Below are 20,107 nucleotides of genomic sequence, written 5' to 3'. Positions count from 1 at the left end.
CACGATTCGAAGGAGACATCAGCATGCGCCGTACCAAGGCCGAGGCAGAAGAGACCCGTCAGGCGATCCTTGCCGCTGCCGAGCGGGTGTTCTTCAAGAAGGGCGTGGCCAACAGTTCGCTGGACGAGGTGGCGGCCGCTGCCGGTGTGACGCGCGGTGCGATATACTGGCATTTCTCCAGCAAGAGCGACCTTTTCATCGGGCTTTATGAATCGGTCGCCTTGCCCGAATCGGATCTGCTCGATTTCGACGATCCCGATCTGAAAGGCCTGGCGCTTCTCGCCAAAATCGAGGAAGCCGCTTGCAAGTGGCTGGCCCTGCTGGCGGGAGACGAACAGCGCCAGCGCATCATGACCATCAGCCTGCGCACCAACTATTCCGATGAGTTCGCACCGGTTCTGCACGCGCAGGAGGAATTGGACCGTTCCCAGAAAGAGCGCCTTGAGGCGGTTTTCGAGCGCGCGGAGGCCGAAGGCGCTTTCAATGACAATTGGACGGCGGAATCGGCACTCGATGCGATCTACTGGCTGATAAAGGGCATTTGCTCCGACTGGCTGCTCTTCGGCAAGCGTTTCGATCTGGCTAAGGAAGGTGCCGAGGCTGTGCATCGTCTCATGAAGGGTTTTCAGCGTTCCCCGTCGTCATGACCGGATTTCTGGACCCGCTGGCGCGGTCAAATTTGAGTGTATTCTAAAAGACCAGCGAAATTTGCTTTACGTACCTCAAAACGGACGCTAGCTTCTTCCTTGAGCTTTGGGAGGAGTTCGCAGATGGTCATTTCAAATAAAATTAAGGGGCAAACGCCGTCCATTCGCGCCGGACACCGGTGATGGCACATGGCTTTTGCTGAAGCATCTCCAGACCCGGCCCTTATCCGGACGGTCGGGCTGTCGAAGTCTTTTGGTCCGGTACAGGTTCTGAAGGATATTGAGATCGCGGTGCGCGCCGGCGAGGTTCACGCCATCATCGGCGAGAACGGCGCTGGCAAGTCCACGCTGATGAAGCTGCTTGCGGGCAACGAAAAGCCGTCGGGCGGTGAAATCCAGATAGACGGCGAAGCCGTTACGCTGAGCGGCCCGGTGGACGCCGAACATCGCGGCATCGTTCTCGTGCATCAGGAAATATTGCTGGCGCCGGATCTGACGGTGGCGCAGAACATCTATCTCGGGCGTGAATTGCGTAAGGGACCGATGGTGGACGACCGCGCCATGCGCGAGGGTGCCCGCAAGGCAATCGGCGATCTTGGCGGCACGATCGATCCGGACGCCATCGTTGGCAGCCTGTCTATTGCCCAGCGGCAACTGGTGCAGATCGCCCGCGTCCTACTGGTGCCGCATCGCGTCGTCATTTTCGACGAGCCGACCGCGAGCCTCACCCCCATCGAAACCGATGCGCTCCTGAACGTCATCCGTGACATCAGGGCGAAAGGCGTGGCGGTCCTTTATATTTCGCACCGCCTGCCGGAGGTGAAGGAGATCGCCGACCGGGTAACGGTGTTGCGCGACGGCAAGCTGGTCGCTTCCCACCCGATATCGGCACTCGAACCGGCGGATATGGCGCGGTTGATGGTGGGGCGCGATGTGGCGAAACTCTATCCCGACCGCAACGCCGGCGGCGAGCGCGAGCCGGTTCTGCAGGTGGAACATTTCACGGTGCCAGGCTACGCGCAGGATGCCGGTTTCAGCCTCCGCAAGGGCGAGATTCTCGGTTTTGCGGGTCTGGTCGGGGCGGGCAGAACGGAGCTTATGGAGGGCGTGCTCGGTCTGCGGGCAGGGCGTGGCACAATCCGCCATCTCGGCAAACCGGTGCATTTCGCCAAGGCGGAAGACAGCCTGAAGGCCGGCATCGTTTATCTCAGCGAGGACCGCAAGGGCAAGGGATTGCTGCTGGCCAAGGATTTGCGGGTCAATCTCACGCTTGCCTCGCTCAAGAAATTCAGCCGGCTGTTCCAGATCGACACCCGCCGGGAGACGGCGGCGCTCGACGACGCTATCCATGATTTCGATATCCGCACCGGCCGCAAGGATCTGCTGGCGGGCCAGCTTTCCGGCGGCAACCAGCAGAAGCTGCTGCTTGCCAAGATGATGCTGCTTGATCCGTCCATCGTCATCATCGACGAGCCGACGCGGGGCATCGACATCGGCACGAAGGAGCAGATTTACCGTTTCATCGCCAAGCTTGCGGATGAGGGGCGCTCGATCATTGTCGTCTCCTCGGAAATGCCGGAGCTGATCGGCATTTGCGACCGCATCGTCGTGATGCGCTCCGGCAGGATCGTTGGCGAGGTAACGGGGGAGCGCATGACCGAAAACGACATCGTGGCGCTGGCGACAGGCGTTCACACACAAGAGGTGGTCTGAGGTGAAGATGCGCAAGGGGAAGAATACTGAGGGGAAACATGACTGAGGCCGCACTTGATAACGGCAAAACGCCGAAGACCTCGAAGGACTGGGATCTGCGCGCCGTAGCGCCCTTTGTGGCGCTGGCTCTGCTTCTGGTTCTTGGCACCATCGCCAATCCCAATTTCATCGGCATCGACAATCTCCTGAATGTCGTTACCCGCAGCGCCTTCATTGCCATCATCGCGCTTGGCGCGACTTACGTCATCACATCCGGCGGGCTCGATCTTTCCGTTGGCGCCATGGTCGCTTTCGTGGCCAGCCTGATGATCCTGTTCATGAACAGCGGCGTGATTGCCAGTCCGCTGCTGATGCTGCTCGCCGCCATGGCGCTTGCGGTCGCCATCGGTGCGGCCTGTGGGCTCGCCAACGGCCTCATCACCACCATCGGCCGCATTGAACCGTTCATTGCCACGCTTGGCACCATGGGCATCTATCGCGGGCTGACAACCTGGCTGTCGCAGGGCGGCGCGATCACGCTGCGCAACCCGGAAATCCAGACGCTTTATCGCCCGGTCTATTTTGGCAATGTCTTCGGCGTGCCGGTGCCTGTCATCGCCATCTTCGTCACGGCCGCCATCGCCGCCTTCGTGCTTTACCGCACCCGTTATGGCCGGCATCTGACCGCTGTCGGCTCCAGCGAGGATGTGGCGCGATATTCCGGCATTTCGGTCGCCCGGGTCCGCACCATCGCTTATGTCGTGCAGGGCCTCTGTGTTGCCGTCGCCGTTCTGCTTTACGTGCCGCGTCTCGCCTCCACCTCGGCCACGACAGGCATGTTGTGGGAGCTGCAGGCCATCACCGCCGTCGTCGTCGGCGGCACGGCACTGCGCGGCGGCGTAGGGCGCATCTGGGGCACGATCTGCGGCGCCTTCATTCTGGAGATCGTCGGCAACATCATGATCCTGTCTAACTTCGTCAGCGAATATCTGATCGGCGCCATCCAGGGCGCGATCATCATCATCGCCATGCTGGTGCAGCGCTCTTTGAGCCGCAGATAGCAGGGCGCGATGGGGAGTTTGACCGCGTATGTGGGGCAGGCGCGGTTGTAAGAGGAGGAACGCCCCGGTCTTGGGAGGAAAGAGACTATGCGTAGAAAATTCATCGGCGTGGCCTTTGCCGCGCTGGCTGCGGTGCTTGCGGGCTCGGCCCATGCGCAGGACAAGAAGGTCACCATCGGCGTGTCCATTCCGGCGGCCGACCACGGCTGGACGGCGGGTGTCGTCTACCATGCCGAACGGGTGGCAAAGCTTCTGATGAAGGAGCATCCGGGTCTGAACGTCATCGTCAAGACCTCGCCGGATGCCGCCAACCAGGCAAACGCGCTTCAGGACCTTGCCGTGCAGGGACTGGATGCGCTGGTCGTGCTGCCATCCGATCCCGATCCGCTGGTCAACGCCATCAAGGAGATCAAGGACAAGGGCACCTTCGTCGCGCTGGTCGACCGCGCGCCGAGCGTCAACGACAATTCGATCCGCGATCTCTATGTTGCCGGCAACAACCCGGCGCTTGGCCAGGTGGCGGGTGAATACATCAAGAAAACCACGCCGAATGCTGAAGTTGTGGTCATTCGCGGCCTGCCTATCCCGATCGACCAGCAGCGTCAGGACGGGTTCGACAAGGGTATCGCCGGCTCGGGCGTCAAGGTTCTCGACCGTCAATATGGCAACTGGAACCGCGACGACGCCTTCCGCGTGATGCAGGACTATCTGACCAAATACAAGAAGATCGACGTGGTCTGGTGTCAGGATGACGACATGGCGATCGGCGTGCTTGAAGCGATCCAGCAGGCGAAACGCACCGATATCCAGTATATCGTCGCGGGTGCAGGTTCCAAGGACATGATCAAGAAGGTCATGGACGGCGACAAGCTGGTGCCGGTCGACGTGCTCTATCCGCCGGCAATGGTGGCGACCGCCATGCAGCTGACGGCCGGTCATTTCTACGATCAGGTGCCGGTTGCCGGTGAGTATATTCTCGATGCCACGCTCGTCACCAAGGACAATGCCGAGCAGTTCTACTTCCCGGATTCGCCGTTCTGATAAGGGTTCCGGCCATGCGACGCCCGCTGAAAGGCGGGCGTCGATGCTGCTAAAAGTTTTGCCGAGGCTTGAATTTGGCGAGACGATTGCATCCCCACTCCGTCACCCCGGACTTGATCCGGGGTCCAGTGCGGTCAAGTCCTTGATCGCGGGAGAGTCCTTTCACGGCGCAGACGCGCCGTGGCTGGATGCCGGATCAAGTCCGGCATGACGCTCGGGGAGTGTCAGCTACGTCACCCGTTCTTGCGAAACCACGCCGAGAGATAATCCACGAAGCTGCGCACCTTGGCGGGCAGGTAGCGGCGGTGCGGATAGACCGCGTAGATGCCCCGGTCCTTGGAAATATAATCGTCGAACAGCGTCACCAGCTCTCCGGACTGGATATAGGGTCGCGCGATGAAATCCGGCACCATGGCGATGCCAAGCCCGGCGCGTGCGGCGCGCAGCGTTGCCTGCGGGCTGTTGACCTCGATGGGGCCGCTGATGGCCACCGAGTTCGAGCCGCCATCCGGTTCGAAATATCGAACGGAGTTGTGGAAGCGGGTGTTGGTGTCGATGATGAAGGGAACGCGGGCGAAATCCTGCGGGCCGTCGAGCGGCCCGTGCTGGGCCACGAAATCCGCCGTCGCCACCGCATAGACGCGGAAATCGGAAAGCTTGCGGGCGATGAGGCCCGAATCCTCCAGCCGCGTGATTCGAACCGCAAGGTCGAAGCCTTCCTCGATCAGATCGACGAACCGGTCCTCGGCGACGATTTCCAGCGACAGTTCCGGGTTTTCCTTGGCGAAGTCGATCAGGCTCTGGCCGACATCGGCGTCGATGAAGGTACGGGGAACCGAAATCCGGAGCTTGCCTTTAAGATCGGCATTCTTCTCCCTTACCAGATCGGCGAGATTGTCGATTTCCTTGAGGATATCGGAGGCGGTGCGGTAGTAGGTGTGTCCTGCCTCCGTCAGCGAGAACTGCCGGGTGGTGCGATTGAGGAGCAGCGCGCCAAGATCGTCCTCCAGTTCCCGCACATATTTGGACAACAGCGCCTTGGAGCGTCCGGTCTTGCGTGCGGCGGCGGAAAAACCCTCCGCCTCGACGACATCGATAAAGGCGCGGATGCGGGTCAGCGTGTCCATGAAAATCCTCCGGTTTGTTCCATATAATTGAACGCTGGGAGGCGACTGTTCAACCCTAAATCCGCTGCTGAAAAAATCCGCGCTTTGATGAAAAAATCCTCTTGATTATGACGGCGAATATTCTTATCTCCCGTGCTGCCCAAAGTCGCACGTGCCCATGTGTGTCCGCCGAGTCCTCGATGTGGTGAGGATTTAGGTAAGGTACCTGGAACTAACCCCTCCAGTCGCTATTCCGGCCAACCGGGAAATGCGAGGACATATGAAGCAACGACGGTGCGGGCCTTTCTGGTTCTCTGCCGGCTTTCCATCAGCCGGGGTACTGAAGAGGCACACCATCATTGCCTGAAGTGCGGTCGGGTCAATCCCTCCAATCGATGGCAGACAAAGCCGAATGATGCTCTGGCAGGGCGTCGTTCACATTCGCGCCTTGAGCGTATGCTATCGAATCTGCGCCTCCACCGGCTGATTCGTATGCATATCTCGAGCGTCCTTTGTCCTCCGGATTTTCCGGAGCCGGTTTATAGGGAATATATCGATGACGACTGCACGCATTCTCGACTTCATCAAGACCCGACGTCCCGAAGGCCCTTGCCTTGTGGTCGATCTCGACGTCGTGCGCGACAATTTCAACGCGTTCCGGCACTCGCTGCCCAACAGCGCGATCTACTACGCCGTCAAGGCGAACCCGGCTCCTGAAATCCTGAAGCTGCTCGCTTCGCTCGGCTCCAACTTCGATTGCGCCTCCGTGGCTGAAATCCAGATGGCGCTCGATGCGGGTGCGACGTCCGACCGGATTTCCTTCGGCAACACCATCAAGAAGGAACGCGATGTCGCCCGCGCTTATGCGCTCGGCATCGATCTCTTCGCCGTGGACAGCCACGAGGAAGTCGAGAAGGTTGCACGTGCCGCTCCTGGCGCGCGCGTCTTCTGCCGCGTTCTGACGGATGGCGAAGGTGCCGAATGGCCGCTGTCGCGCAAGTTCGGTTGCGTACCGCAGATGGCTGTCGATGTTCTCGTCTACGCACATCAGCTCGGTCTCGAATCCTACGGCGTTTCCTTCCACGTCGGTTCGCAGATGATGAATCTCGACGCATGGGATGCGGCGCTCGCCGATGCCAAGCGCGTCTTCGGATCGCTTTCCAAGCAGGGCATTCACCTGCAGATGGTCAATATGGGCGGCGGTTTCCCGACCAAGTACCTGCGCGACGTTCCTGCTGCCGAAGAATACGGCCAGGCGATCGACACGGCGCTGCGCAAGCACTTCGGCAACCAGATCCCGAAGACGATCATCGAGCCGGGCCGCGGCATGGTGGGCAATGCCGGCGTCATCAAGGCGGAAGTCGTCCTCGTGTCGAAGAAGTCCGACAACGACAACCACCGCTGGGTGTTCCTCGACATCGGCAAGTTCGGCGGTCTCGCCGAGACGATGGATGAGGCGATCCGTTACCCGATCCGCACCGAGCGCGATCAGGACGAGATGCAGCCCTGCGTTCTGGCCGGTCCGACCTGCGACAGCGCCGACGTGCTGTATGAAAAGAACATGTACCCGCTGCCGGTCTCTCTGACGATCGGCGACGAAGTTCTGATCGAAGGCACCGGTGCCTATACGACGACGTACTCCGCGGTTGCCTTCAACGGTTTCGAGCCGCTGAAAGCCTACGTCATCTGATCCGAGCGCCGCCCGCTGAAAAGGGCGGCGTCTCGACCAAGCTTCCGTTCCGGCCCTGCCGATTGTGCTGTTGCGCAAATCCCTGCTTGCTGCTCCTCTTCCAGCCGAGGAAAGCGTGTCGGCGGGCCGGAACGGCTCCACCATTTTTTCATCAAGGGCCGCGTGTGGGCGGTTGTGTGACGGGAGGCCAAGGATGGCCGCTCTTTTGAATTCGGTACGGGCATTTTTCACGCCGCAGACATTTCATGTCGATCAGGAAAATCCGGGCGATGTCGTTGCCCGTGAAAACCTGCTTGACCGCGCCATGGGCGCTGGCCGCCGCCGCAAATCGTCCGAAAAGCTGCGCGCCGGCCGGGTTCCGGCCGAAGGTCTGGCGCTCGTCGCTCGCGATGAGGATGGTCATGTCATCGGCACGGTACGCCTGTGGAATGTCGAAGCCGGCATTTCGCGCGAAGGACGCGCGGTTGAAGCGCTGCTGCTCGGCCCGCTGGCCGTCGATGCTGCCCATGAGGGCAAAGGCATTGGCTCGGCGCTGATGCGCGCGGCGATCTCCGAAGTCACCAAACGCGGTCACGGCGCCATCCTCCTGGTGGGGGACGCGCCCTATTACGAGCGTTTCGGCTTTTTCGCCGACAAGGCGCAGCACCTGATCATGCCGGGCCCATTCGAGCGCAGCCGTTTCCTGGCGCTGGAGTTGAAGGCCGGATGGCTGGAGGGTGCGGCCGGCATGCTGGTTGCGAGCGGCCGCCGGCTCTTTGCCTGAGACGATTTCCGTTGAAATATTGCCCCGGCTGAAAGGCCGGGGTTTTCATTTGGCGGGTCGGTGTTCACTACGTTCTTGCGCACTTCCGGGACGTGAGGTCATCTTTACGCGCCGGCAATCTGTGGGGAAGCACAGAAAATGCCCCACTTATACGGGTTTTTGGTACCCGCGCGTCGTCTAAGAATGTCCCGAGAAGCAACTGGAAATGACCCAACGAAGTAAGTATCTGTATTTGATGGCAAATTCTGGGCGCCGAAACTAGGGAATTCGAACGGATATCACGCTTCGACGTGAGGGGCGCTCCTCCGATCGAGAGAGGTGTAGCGGGGGTATAGCGATGCGCGGGGTCGCTTAGGTGAGACAAGGACTGTCCCGTCTTGAGTCGGCAGTTGATATCGCGCCGTGATCACAGAACATGTGCGTCAGGGAATGCTCGCCCGTGCAACTCTGCGAACGGCATTCAGCTGGTGACCTATATCGACAGTGTGCTGTTAAGAACGGATTGCTAATCCCCACCTAAAAAGCGGACAACACTTGAACTTGTTAGACGAATGGATTGAGCGACGGTTACAGCTAGATGTTTCCGCCTTTGCCGAACCTAAAGAATTAGGGTGAATCGAAAATCGTCAGCCACATCGGCCCACATTTAAGCCTATATTTACCTCCCGCGCGAACGGTTCGATCATATGACTTGGTCTAAAAAGAACCAAAGGAGACCACCTATGGCGAACAATTTTCACGTCGATCAAGACGACCAACCCGACGAGAATAGCGGCAGACAGTCGAACAGCGGAGCGGGATACCTCGACGCCGCGAAGGCCGCGGAACTCCCACCGAGCATTAAGGCTATTCAGGAATATTTCCGGCCCCGTTTTGAAGCGCAGGATCGCCGAATGGAGGCTCTTGCTGCCGCACACTTCGCGGCACGACTGGCAAGTGCCAGAGTTACCCACGACCTTCCGGCTGACGAGGCGCTGAAACTACTCGAGCGCGTGGTCAATGGTGAAACGGAATGGCCCGTTTGATCTAATGTGGGGAGCACAAAAAGAGCTGCCGGAATCATATGCCCGGAGAGCGAGAACGTATGAAGAGATGTCCGGGATAGACGAGGCGTACGGAGCCTCATTTTATCTTTACTTTTATCCTTGACAATTCCAGCATCTGGAGTAGGTTTGGAGTTATCAATGGCCTCCACCAGATTAGCCCAAAAGGTTAGTCGTAAGCGTGGGGGCTTTTTTCGTCTGTGGCAAAACAATTAGTTCCATATCGCAAACTGCCAACATCAACAACGCAGCAGTGTGACGCGTTGCTAGCGAGGGGCCTTGGATTCGGAGACAGGGCAGCGGCGATTAAACTGATTGAAAGCGTCGGATACTACAGGTTCAAGGCGTATCTGCTCCCGTTTCGGGATGGTGGCTCTCCAGACAAACGGTTCAATGCGGGGGCAACGTTCGAAGATGCTTGGCAACTGTACAAGTTCGACGAAAACCTCCGAACACTCATATTTTCCCTCGTCTCAAAGATTGAGGTCGGTGTGCGGGCAAGAATCAATCATGCCATCGCAACAGCGACGGCGAACCCGTTCTGGTACATCAATTCCGAGCTGTTCGGCCATGGAAACGTCGACTACAGCGTCACCGTTGGAAAGGTACGGGCTATCTTTTTGAATTCGCACGAAGAGTATGCCCTACATTACAAGACGAACTACTACAACGAGTTTTGCAAGTTCCTCAGTGATATGCCCCCGGGGTGGGTAGCAATCGAACTCATGTCGTTCGGAAATCTCAGCTCAACGCTGAGAAGCATAGAAGACACCGCAATAAGTGCTTTCAAACTCGACCGAGTTTCGTCTCGCGATTTGGGCGTCTCCAAATTCCGCAAGCTTTGCAACTGGCTGAGCGTGATCCATGAAGTCCGTAACCACTGTGGACACCATGGGCGGCTGTTCAATCGCAACATAAAGGCACCTGACGCCATCAAACAGGTGTTAGATAAGGCGATCCCTCTCGTCAAAGTTCTTTCGCATGACGGTAGAAAAATTGAAGATCAGCTGAACCGCCTCTACACCGCTTTAGCGGCGATGCAGCAAATATTGAGAAAACTGGGTCATGGCGCTATCGGTCCAGAAGTACTTGCCTTGTTCCAAAATCATCCTGTCTCCCTCACGATGCGGTCATCAATGGGTTTCCCCGAAAACTGGGAAACGGAAAAGCTCTTTTTCGATTGATCCGTTGGGGCGAAAAATGAGCGCAGAGGCACTCCAGTTAGTTCAGCCCCAAGCGTAAGCTACGGATTGTCGCTGGTAGGCGTACAGCTAGATCGTTTCTAGTAAAATGACGAACGTAATGCTCGTCTATCGAGATCGGCTACTCGAACAACCGCCCGACCTCGGACTTCAAAATGAAGAGCGTCTTGAATTGGTTGCGAGGAAACGCCGGGCGGACGTTCGCAGGTTTCATCTTGGCCTGGATCAGATTTCTGTCGAGACCGGTCTCCTTCACGAGATGCCTTACCGAAACATACCGCTCGGCAAATGCTGCGATGTCCTGACGAACAACGACCTTCTGGCCCGACTTGTAAGGTCTAGTAAGATCGACGCCATGAGGGATAACGCCATATTCGACAAGCTTCGACATCGTCGGTAGAATGACGTCGAGGATGCGGGCGGCTTCCCCGATACCTACTTGTTGTCCATCTCCCGATCGGAGTTCTGACGGGTCGACCAAGAGGTTGTCAGCGAGCAACTGCTCGCCGCTCAACGCCACCCTCGTGCAAGCGCCCGAAAGAATTTTAGCAATGATCTCGGTCTTCGGTACTCCGGTTCGAAAGGCGGCTTGTCGAAGTGAGATCATATCCGCAGATGCCGGGGACTGCGCTTTGTCCTCCACTGATTTCCGGAATGCCACCAGTTCACTTTTTAGGAAATTAAGCTGAAAAGCCGTCCTCCCTGTTGCTTTCCGGCCCGGTTCGTATGCAGCTTTCACGAGACCAGCTTCGACGAGCAAATCGAGGAAATTTTTGTCGCAGCCGATGATCTCCAAGGCTGCCTTCGCCTTGACGAGGTTGTCCGGTTCCGCGGCAAACAGCTGCAGTGCGCTCGCCGGAACGGCCTCTGCTTTATTTGTTGAGATGATCCCCGCTTGGTAAAGGCGCGTGATTACCTGCGCACGGGTAAAACCGGTGGCCTTCATGATTTCCTTCACAGTCGTCCACGTCGTGTTTCGGTCGAGCATCGTGTTGCCGTAAATGAAGAAGCGGCGGCTGGCGTGCTCCAGTAGAATTTCCTCGAACACCTTGTAGCTATCGTCGTTGCGAGAACGCAGATAGCCGGCAAGCCTGCCGTACGCGGATGACAACGTCGTGGCCCGTGGGTCGACAATTTCGTCGAGCAGTGCACAGACACCCTGGGCGCCGGCTCGCAACGCGTGCAGTCCTTTATTGGCGGCATGGGCAACATCTTCGTCCGTGAGCTCGGAAACGCTTTGCTTCGCCCCGTAGACAAAGGCGACACCGAGATAACGCGCTGTATGGATCGCCACACCGAGTGGTGTCTGATCCAGCAGCTGCCCATGCGAGATATGTCCCGCCAGACGTTCGGCAACAAAGTGGTCGAGGAGCATGGGTTCCGCAGGAACCGGGGACGCCATGTGACAGGCGATGATGGCGCTGTTTTGCTCGAGTACCTGACCGAAGTCTTGGCTCTGATTGTGCTGTTCAAGCAGTTCAAGGCGGCATGCGTGGTGTGTGCAAACCGTAGCTTCATTGAGCAGCCATGACATGCGCCAATATCGACGGGTGTCCAAATGGCCTTCAGGGCGGGCATCATCCGAGGCGAAGCAGCGAGGGCAAAATGCGAGCTGATGCTTGCGCACGAAGCTCTTGAAGAAGCTTTGTCCAGCAAAGTTGATTCTATGACCTTCGTCGAACACCAGGGCATGTGTAGTCAAATCGGCTGCATCGCGGCCCGTCACTTTGGCAAGCTTTTCGATGTCATCTGGTCGCCCGACCAACAACCGTGCGTAGTTCAATCCGATGTCTGTACAAAACGACGACGCACGGAGCTTTCCGTTCGCCCGCGCAAGCCTTGCAACCCAACTCGGAAGTGTTTCGTCGGAGAAGAGCGGAACTTGGAGAATGCCAGTCATAAACGCAGTCCTTGCTTTAATTGACTTCGAAAGAAACTTCCCGGCGAAACGCCGCCGGGAAGAAAACGTCGAGACTTAGCTGCCCACGAGCTCGGTGGTCAGCTTTCCTTCTTCATTGACTTCACGCACGATCTTCTGCCACTCCTTGGCCAGGAAGACGTTGGTGTCGTCGTCGCAGTCACACAGGCGACGGTAGCCTTCGACGAAGTGGTCATAGCGCAACGTACGGCTCTGAGATTCCGCCGGGTCCCAGATCGCGGATTCGATGGAGAGCTTGATCAACTGGATGACCATGCCCTGAAGCGACATCCCTCCGTGAACCATCCGGCGAACAAAGCCTTTGTTGAGCGGGAAGCCGACTTTGAAGGAGACATCCGATGCGATCTCGTTGACGATGGCGAGAATCGTCGGAAAGTCCTTTTCCTCCAGATCGCCGATGCGGACGACGCGCGAGCGACGCGCAAGCTGATGGTCACCATCACCCTCGATCACCTCAAGCATTTGCGGAATGCCGCTCATGATGATCCAGATTGGCCACGTGGGGTCCTGCATCAACGACTTGATCGTGTCAGTGACCTCCATCACATTCTTCTTGCTCTTGAGTACGTGCTGGGCCTCATCGAGGTAGATGATGCGGATTTCCCGGCGCTTGAGCTGTTCGCGGACCAAGCGCCAGATCTCGATTTCGTTCAGCTTTGTACGCGAGAGCGGGTATCCCACGTGCTGCAAGATGGCGACGCCGAGCGACTTCGTGTTGCACACGGGAGGGGTGCGAACACGCATGCAGATCTGCAACTCGTTCACACCGACGTAGAACGGCTTGAAGGCGGGGTTGCCGTCGAGCGCGTGATTGATTGCGTGGGTTTTCCCGGCGCCGGACTTCCCGACGACAGCGAGAGCGTAGCCTTCCACCGCGCTGCCGCTCAGGATGGTAGCGAGGAGCTTGTCGACTTCCAGAGTGAGAAGCTTGTCGTACCGGGTACTGACGTGGAACTCCTCCAGGTTGCGAACGAGGGCGGATTTTTCCGCCACCTTATCGGTTACGGTTGCGCGGATATGTTCAAGGCCTGCATTGAGGGGTGCAGCGAAGGCATCAGTCATGGGAACCATCCTTTTTGTTGGTTTCGAGGATCACGGCGGAGATATCGATCTCTTCGTCGTCGTCAGTCGGGGCGGCAGGCGCATGCTTGCGGGCCTGGGTGGCCTTCTTGGTCTTGGCAGTCTTGGACTGCGGGTCGATGAAGCCCTCTGAGCTGAAATCGCCCACGGGGTTCATCGGATCGTTGTCGCGAGCCTGAACGCCGTCGGCCGATGCGGCGACTTCGCCGCCGTCATTGCCGAAGTCGATCCAGAGGTGACGCGAGTATTCGTAGATCGCCTTGTTCTTCTTCTCGAACTCGAGGATGCGAGCTTCGTTCTGAAGCGGCGAGCCAACGTTTGCCGCAAGGCGCGAGCTCTCGCTCGCTTTGACGACGTCCGCCAAGGTCTTCAGCACAAGCTCCTTGGCGCGGCGTGCGTTGCGCGCCTTGGGACCGTGGTTAGCAACGACGAAGCGGACCGTCTCCATCCAGTCCGACAGGGGAACGTTATCGAGCCCTTCGAAGGTCGCTTGGGCGTCGTACCACTTGCCGTCGCGCGGATCCTCGAAAGAGATCGCCGACATATTCTGGTCGTTGATGCGCACATTGAGTTCGATGTTGTACTGATACTCCTGCACGGCGCTGAGCTTAGGAGAGCGATAGTCGAGACCAAGGATGGTGATGCCGTTATTGCCAACCTTGCGCTTCATCTGAATGCCGAAGATGTCGCGGTATTCGGCCTGCGTGGGGGGAGGAGCCACTTCGGCATCCTGTTGGGACGAGCGGTACCAGCGCTCGAGCGGCGTCTCACCATTCAGCGATCGATGTGGCGTGTTGTGGTAGCAGACTACGATCAACCGGATCAGAAGCTCAGTCAGCTCCATGTGCGTGAGGTGAGCGTGTTTTGCGGGATCGTATTTGTCCTTCATCAGAACGTTCGAGTAAGTACGTCCAGAGAACAGATGCATGTAGCGGGAATTGAGCGTCCCGAAGAAGCGCTCAACCCGCCCGCGCAGATGCGGGTGCTTGGACGGAGGAATGCGGTGCTTGCCCGTCAGCCCGATCACCGCGCGCTGGAAGTCGGCCGAGACATATGCGGCGCCGGCATCCGTGTGCACGGCGTCGGGGCGGCCGCACTGCGGCCATTCGATATGCCCACCGCTAAGCGCCGTCTCGTGTTGCTTATTGCGGACTGCCATCGCCAACGTAGCTACTGCTTCGGCCGCTTCCGGTTCACCGGGAAGCACGCGGATTCCGCAAATTGAGCGCGAGAAGGCGTCCATCGCGACCGAAACCCAGGCGCGGGATTTCAACTCCAATTGCGCCTGGACATCTTCGTGCAGTCGTTGCCAGATGCCCAGGTTTTTGGAGACGCGGATTAGGTCGAGCTTGTGCTCGTCCATCTCGAGGATTTGCATCGCATACTTTGGCTGAAGGCCTTTGCCCGAAAGCATGTACTTTCGCTGGATGCGATGTTTGTCCTTGTGACGCGCGAAATCGACGTCGCGATCGTCCATCTCACGGGCCAAACGGAGGAATGTGCTTTCCGAACACGGCTCAACGAACGGCTCGTTGGCGGCCTCGCGGGCGACGACATCTACCAGCATCATATTGTAGGCCGCTCGGACTGTCGGCTGGTTCTGGTTCAGATACCCGCGCACGAACTTGGAGTAGTAGTCAAGCTGCTCAGGCGTGAAGCGGCTTCCGTAAGAGGTGCTTCCCTTGTTCTGGCGCATCAGGGAATCCGCATTGCGCGCATTTTTCTCAAAACGCTCGATCCAACGGCAGAACTGCCTGCGGCTCACGAAGAGTTCGCGTTTTGACTTTTTCTTTTTGAGCTCGTCGCGGGCGTCCTCGACGAGCTGCTTGTTATTGATTTTGAACTTGGCGTAGAACTTTTTGATCTTCGCGTCCGAGCGGCTGATGGCATCGACGCCGCCGCCCTCAGCTTCCTCTTCGAGAAAGCTAGCTACGAGAACCTGGCGAAAAGTGACCTCGTGCGACACCACAGGCGACTTGCGCTCGTTGGCACGCTTGATGGCGTTCTCCGCCGAATAGTACCCCTTCTCGATCTGGAGACGGAACGTGCGGATGTAGCCGTCGATGTCCTGCCAACTCATGGCGACCACATTTTTCGGCTTATCGTCGATGGAGCCGATTACGATGCCGTGTTCATACGGCCGCTCGAAGCGGTACGGACGTTCGTCGAGTGTGTACGCGTCATCTTGGTTCGCTTTGAACTTGGTGTACTTCTTAGACATGGGCATTCTCCTTTTCGGTATGGCTGCGGTGAAGACCGGGCTAGGATTGCGGTTGGCGCTCAAGCCAGCGGCGTAGTTGGCGCTGGCTTAGGGAGTAGCGGCGGTCGACTTTCTGTTTCGCGAGGTTCCGCGTTTCGATCTTCTCGCAGAGTTGCTTGAGCAACGCGGTAGGGAGGCTAGATCCGCCACACCCGGTTTGCGCCTGCGGGAACCGAGCATCGCAAACGGCCTGAGAACTCGTTTCCCGCGACAGTGCGGAAGGCACGCGTTTTTTGACCCCTTCGACCGCATGATCCTTTCGGTCCTCGAGGCGATAGGATCGCGGGTTGGGGTCGAAGCTGTCGACCCCATTGGCCAAGGATTTCGACACTCTCTCAGACATCTGCATTCTCCTTTACGATGCGGATTCGGGACAGACGGGTAATCACGGCCGCGGCCGGATTAGGGTGGACGTGACGGATCAAGCCATCGTGGAAGAGGGCCCAGATCGCCGTCCAAAGCTCGGCGAAGACAAGTTTCGTTCCGAGATACGTGGCGAGATCGAAGATGACAGCGGAGCCGCCAAGCGCCCTCAGTGCATCGATGACCCACTCCGTCTTCTCGGAATTCCGCAACTTCGTCGCCCGGGCCATCTCACGGGCGCGGTAGATTTCGGGCTTCGTGATTTGAGCTTCCGTCAGGAGATGCAGGCCGTGGGCGTACTGGCGCAGCGTCTGCGTGCGGATCAGCTCAAGCTCGATCTTGAGATCGCCGATGTTGGCCTCGTTGCGAACCGCGTACAAATTGCGGCAGCCATTCCGGAAGTCGACGCAGATATCCGCATAATGCTCGCGGTTCTTGCCCTCCCGACGAAACGGGATCGGGCCGAACTGCGTACGGATGGCAACCACGTTCTGGTTGGCGTTGAACAGCTCCATGGCGCCGGTCTCGAGCTCGCTCTCAAGACGGTGTGCGGTTCCATCACGGAACGCCATTGTGACCCGGTTGGAGACGATGCTCTTGCGTTCTTCGACGGGTTTTGCGCCTGGCTTTTGACGCAGGGTGATGTCGCGTCCACCGATGATCAGCTTGGGATACTTACGACCGTCCGACATGCTGCTTTCCTTTCGATTGGGCGCAGGCGTCCTCCGCACGCTCGTGTCCGAGGTACGCCTGCAGTTTCCGGGAGGGCTAAACGCCCGGGGAAGTCGGGTTAGAGGTTTGCGGCACGCCCCTTGAGTTCATTCAAAGCAGCGACGACCTTTCGGTTGATATTGGCAGGCTGCTCGAAGCGGGAGGTGACGAGATGGACAGTGTCCATCCACTCGTTCAACGCGACGGTCTCGAGCCCCTCAAGCCCGGCACGGGCTTCGTGCCAGTGTCCATCGCGGGGATCGCGGAACGAGATCGCAGACATGTCGCTTTCGTCCAGGCTGACGTCAACCTCAACGCGGTGCTGCCACACCCGCAGGCCCTCAAGGTGATCCGAGCGGTATTCGATCCCGAGGATCGAAATGCCGCGTGCTGTCACATGGCGGCGCAGCTTGATTCCGAAGAGGTCGTGATACTCTCCCTTCGACGGCGGAGGCGGCACGCCTTCTCCCTCGCAGGACATCTGAAGCCAGCATTCCAACGGCGTCTGGCCATCCAACGCGCGGTGCGGAATGTTGTGGTAGCGCTCGACAAGCAGATGAGCGAACTGGTCAAGCAACTCATTGTTCGTGAGATGCGAGTGCTTTGCCGGATCGTAGTTCTCGACCAGCAGGATGCTGTTCCCAACCACGTCCGGAAGCGAACCGAAGCGAGCGGAAGTCAGCGAGCGGAACATACGCTCTACGCGTGCGCGAAGGTGCGGATGTTGATTGCTCGGGATAGGATCGTTACCGGTCAGACCGATAACCGCCCCAACGAATGCCGCAGAGTGATACGGCGGTGCGCCATCGATGTGCACTTGGCCCGGGCGGCCCCTTTGAAACGAATTTGCGCGGCCGCAGTGAAGGAGCTTCTCGGCGCCTTTTTCACGTACGGCCATCGCCAACGTCGAGATCACGCTGGCTACGCTGGGGACGTCAACGCTCAGATGAATCCCGCAGAGCAAGCGGGTACATGCGTCCATGGCAGCAGTTGCCCATACAAAAGGTACCTGTCCGAGGCGCGCTTGAACCTCAGGATGCAAGCGGTTCCAGAACCCCAGGTTCAGTCCGACGCGGCGAACATCGATTCTGCCATCGTCCATTTCCAAAATGTCCATGGGACGGACATCCAGGCCTTTGCGCAAGCTCTGCGGAAACGACGGAGTGGGCACGAGTTCTGCCTCTTCAGAGCGCATGGTTTTTCCGACCGGCGCCTTTCCTTTCGTGCCATAGTAGCCCTTGTGAACAATCAAGCGGCGGCTGTGCAGGCGCTGCTCGAGATCGGTCCACGTCAGGGCGATCACGGTGCGCGGACCATCGTCATCCGACTCCACCAGGATGCCGTCCGTGAACTCATCGAGGTAACGATGATGACGGCAGTCGAGAGTTACACGGTCGTTTGCGCTGACCAGAAGTTTAGTGCGACGAGTAGACATTTACGGTCTCCTTGTTGGGATAGATTTCATTGTGACGGGCGTAGTGTCAGTTCTTGTGCAGAAGCAGGCCGCAAATCGATCGAGAGTACTCGTTGAATGCGACGGTGATGAGCTTCGACGATTGGTCGGGTTTGACCGCGTAGGGTTCTACCTTGGGGCGCACTGAGGGTGCCGCCGCCGCCGATTTCCGTTTGCTCTTGCTCATGTCAGTCATGTTGACTTCCTTTCGATCGGCCGCAGACGTCCTGCGCACGCTCGTCTCCGAGGTACGTCTGCTTGCAGGGATTAGGCAGAATGCCTTGTTCGGTTTAGTTGGACCGCGTCTCGATCATCGGCGTGGACGCCGCCATGAGCCGCGCTGTTTCATTAGCGCTCCGCCGCATCTCATCTACGAGCCGATGAAATGCTCGCTCCGAGCAAAGCTCAAAGATCGGCTCGCCGCGTTCCATCCTCCATCGGTGGTGGGCTTGCATCTCTCGGTAGACCTGGCGCACAGTTGGCCTCGTGACGCTGAAGACCGAACAGGCATGGCGTCTAAAGTACGCCACCTGATCATTCGAAAAAGTCGAAAGCACCCCACTCTTGACCAGTTTGTAGTAATCCTTGTGCATCGCCAAACGGAGAGTGCGGAGGTGGTCGCCCAGATCCCTGCAGCTCAGCTCAAAAACCTCACGCGGATCATCACCGTCAAACTGCACCAGAGTGCCATCCTGCGAGGCGATGTGATGACGAACCGCGCGCCCATCCAGCATGATGCGATCGACCTCGTTGAAGCAGGACTTCGTTGGACCCAACGACATAATCATTCTCCTTTGCGATCAAAGTTGCGGACAGTGGAGCGGGGCTCGAACGATTGACAGTCGAGGCGGTGTGCATCCATCGGAGCGCGCGAATATAATCCGAGACGTATTCGTCCATTTCCTGAACCTGCTTCACACACGCACCATATGGCGCGACTTGGCCTGGCTCGACATCGAGCCGATCATTGGTGAAATAAGAAGTCTCCACGCCTTGAAAGAGACGTTCGATCTCGCCGCGCATGACAGGTTGGCGCAGGTGCGCGGCTGTCGAGTTCAGCGGGTATTTGTTTTTGCTGCCGTTCAACACGTTGGGCTCCTTTCGAAGAGTCGCAGACGCCCTCGCACGCTCGTCGCCGAGGCGCGTCTGATTTGATACACAGGCGCTAGCGCCGTATGGCGGTTGTGGGTTAGAAGTCTCTCTCGAGACGAAGCGACGTCGCGGCCTTGCGATAGTCGGCACCTTCGAAAGTGTCTTCGCTATCCGTGAAGGCCGGATCCAGAAACACCCAGCTCTCCCATCGAGCGGTAATGGATCCACCCTTCGCGCATTGCGCAGACACACGACCACGGTTCCGCGGTTTTTTGGCACGGTTCGACATTCGGATTCCTTCCGTCAAGGCGCAGGCGTCCTCCCGCACACTCGTGACCGAGGCGCGCCCGCAGATTACAGAATGGGCTTTCGCCCTGAGAGTTGGAGGTTGTTAGGAATCCTCACCCGTGCGCTTTTTGACAACGCGGCGCGACTTCATGGCGTCCGGTTGCGCGAAACGGGTTTTGCGCTCGAAAGGCAGCGCAAGGATATCATGTCCCTTGCGGCGCTCGTGCAGGATTTGGATGACATACGAGATGTCCATACGTAAGCCTTTCCCGTCCTTCTGGACGAAATCAGCCCGTAGCCAAGGGCAGGGGGGAGTCCATCGTAGTCGCTGACCCGAGGGTCAACAACTCGACAGCCGAATGGTCTACGTGACCAGACGACTAGCTGGCTAGGCGTATGAGCCCTGCAGCGCGAAGCGACTTGGAAACGTATTGCAATACCGCCGAGCCGCGAGCAAACGCGGGTTCCCGGGATGTCGGGGCGACAGCAAGTGCCCGACGGATTGCAAGTGTAGTAAGGTTTTGTGGGAAATCGATTGAAGTATTACGCATTTGATGGCCTCCATTGTGACTGTACTAAAAAAATGTTGGGGGCCGACCGTAACCTCAGGTCACGGCGAACATAACCGGACTAGAGATCTATGCGGATAGCCGCGTTTCTACTCGTATGTTCGCGT

18 protein-coding genes are annotated in these 20,107 nt (G+C 58.3%); 8 read left to right on the top strand and 10 right to left on the bottom strand.

The features are described 5' to 3' along the window. The first annotated feature begins 23 nt into the window (after positions 1-23). The 4 genes from JZY08_RS16480 to JZY08_RS16465 all read left to right on the top strand — a co-directional run bounded on the left by JZY08_RS16480 (position 24) and on the right by JZY08_RS16465 (position 4,441). Complete coding sequence (locus JZY08_RS16480; protein ID WP_080600483.1) at positions 24-647, top strand: TetR family transcriptional regulator; 624 nt, start codon at positions 24-26, stop codon at positions 645-647. Between the two features lie 189 nt (positions 648-836). Continuing rightward, a complete protein-coding gene (locus tag JZY08_RS16475) occupies positions 837-2,360 on the top strand; it encodes a sugar ABC transporter ATP-binding protein (protein WP_216332599.1) in 1,524 nt (507 codons plus the stop codon). A 38-nt stretch (positions 2,361-2,398) separates the two neighbouring features. After that, positions 2,399-3,400 (top strand): ABC transporter permease, encoded by a 1,002-nt coding sequence (locus JZY08_RS16470; RefSeq protein ID WP_082185833.1) that lies wholly within the window; start codon positions 2,399-2,401, stop codon positions 3,398-3,400. An 87-nt stretch (positions 3,401-3,487) separates the two neighbouring features. Then, positions 3,488-4,441 (top strand): substrate-binding domain-containing protein, encoded by a 954-nt coding sequence (locus tag JZY08_RS16465; protein WP_216332598.1) that lies wholly within the window; start codon positions 3,488-3,490, stop codon positions 4,439-4,441. 233 nt (positions 4,442-4,674) lie between these two features. On the opposite strand, the gene JZY08_RS16460 is transcribed toward JZY08_RS16465, so the two are convergent. Then, positions 4,675-5,568: a LysR family transcriptional regulator gene (locus JZY08_RS16460; RefSeq protein WP_082185834.1), complete on the bottom strand. Its 894-nt coding sequence runs from the start codon at positions 5,566-5,568 to the stop codon at positions 4,675-4,677. Positions 5,569-6,103: 535 nt separating this feature from the next. Between JZY08_RS16460 and odc2 the strand changes: the two genes are divergently transcribed. The 4 genes from odc2 (at position 6,104) to JZY08_RS16440 (ending at position 10,227) form a co-directional block, all read left to right on the top strand. Further along, a complete protein-coding gene (odc2, locus tag JZY08_RS16455) occupies positions 6,104-7,237 on the top strand; it encodes an ornithine/lysine decarboxylase (RefSeq protein WP_003500043.1) in 1,134 nt (377 codons plus the stop codon). Between the two features lie 193 nt (positions 7,238-7,430). Then, a complete protein-coding gene (locus tag JZY08_RS16450; protein ID WP_216332596.1) occupies positions 7,431-8,000 on the top strand; it encodes a GNAT family N-acetyltransferase in 570 nt (189 codons plus the stop codon). 722 nt (positions 8,001-8,722) lie between these two features. Next, the gene (locus JZY08_RS16445; protein WP_216332595.1) at positions 8,723-9,025 is read left to right on the top strand and encodes a hypothetical protein; all 303 of its coding nucleotides are present in this window, start codon (positions 8,723-8,725) and stop codon (positions 9,023-9,025) included. 218 nt (positions 9,026-9,243) lie between these two features. Then, positions 9,244-10,227, top strand: a complete 984-nt coding sequence (locus JZY08_RS16440; protein ID WP_216332592.1) for an Abi family protein — start codon at positions 9,244-9,246, stop codon at positions 10,225-10,227. 139 nt (positions 10,228-10,366) lie between these two features. Here JZY08_RS16440 and JZY08_RS16435 read toward each other — a convergent pair whose 3' ends face one another. The 9 genes from JZY08_RS16435 to JZY08_RS16395 all read right to left on the bottom strand — a co-directional run bounded on the left by JZY08_RS16435 (position 10,367) and on the right by JZY08_RS16395 (position 19,687). Further along, entirely contained in the window at positions 10,367-12,145 is a 1,779-nt protein-coding gene (locus tag JZY08_RS16435) for a TniQ family protein (RefSeq protein WP_216332590.1), read from the bottom strand. A gap of 75 nt (positions 12,146-12,220) precedes the next feature. Beyond that, positions 12,221-13,246, bottom strand: coding sequence for an ATP-binding protein (locus tag JZY08_RS16430; RefSeq protein ID WP_216332588.1), 1,026 nt, complete (start codon positions 13,244-13,246; stop codon positions 12,221-12,223). Further along, positions 13,239-15,485 (bottom strand): DDE-type integrase/transposase/recombinase, encoded by a 2,247-nt coding sequence (locus JZY08_RS16425; protein ID WP_216332586.1) that lies wholly within the window; start codon positions 15,483-15,485, stop codon positions 13,239-13,241. The genes JZY08_RS16430 and JZY08_RS16425 overlap by 8 nt, the downstream gene beginning before the upstream one ends. A 40-nt stretch (positions 15,486-15,525) precedes the next feature. Further along, positions 15,526-15,867, bottom strand: a complete 342-nt coding sequence (locus JZY08_RS16420; protein WP_216332584.1) for a hypothetical protein — start codon at positions 15,865-15,867, stop codon at positions 15,526-15,528. After that, positions 15,860-16,579 (bottom strand): hypothetical protein, encoded by a 720-nt coding sequence (locus tag JZY08_RS16415; RefSeq protein ID WP_216332582.1) that lies wholly within the window; start codon positions 16,577-16,579, stop codon positions 15,860-15,862. The genes JZY08_RS16420 and JZY08_RS16415 overlap by 8 nt, the downstream gene beginning before the upstream one ends. A gap of 98 nt (positions 16,580-16,677) precedes the next feature. Further along, the gene (locus tag JZY08_RS16410) at positions 16,678-18,033 is read right to left on the bottom strand and encodes a Mu transposase C-terminal domain-containing protein (protein WP_216332580.1); all 1,356 of its coding nucleotides are present in this window, start codon (positions 18,031-18,033) and stop codon (positions 16,678-16,680) included. 46 nt (positions 18,034-18,079) lie between these two features. Further along, positions 18,080-18,247, bottom strand: a complete 168-nt coding sequence (locus JZY08_RS16405; RefSeq protein ID WP_216332578.1) for a hypothetical protein — start codon at positions 18,245-18,247, stop codon at positions 18,080-18,082. Between the two features lie 94 nt (positions 18,248-18,341). Then, entirely contained in the window at positions 18,342-18,833 is a 492-nt protein-coding gene (locus JZY08_RS16400; RefSeq protein WP_216332576.1) for a hypothetical protein, read from the bottom strand. Positions 18,834-19,534: 701 nt separating this feature from the next. Beyond that, the gene (locus JZY08_RS16395) at positions 19,535-19,687 is read right to left on the bottom strand and encodes a hypothetical protein (RefSeq protein WP_018896465.1); all 153 of its coding nucleotides are present in this window, start codon (positions 19,685-19,687) and stop codon (positions 19,535-19,537) included. Positions 19,688-20,107 lie beyond the last annotated feature (420 nt).

The organism is Rhizobium sp. X9, from assembly GCF_018873185.1.
Taxonomy (GTDB): Bacteria; Pseudomonadota; Alphaproteobacteria; order Rhizobiales; family Rhizobiaceae; genus Agrobacterium; species Agrobacterium oryzihabitans.
The sequence above is the reverse complement of the archived record's forward strand: the minus strand, read 5'-3'. Positions and strand labels throughout refer to the sequence as shown.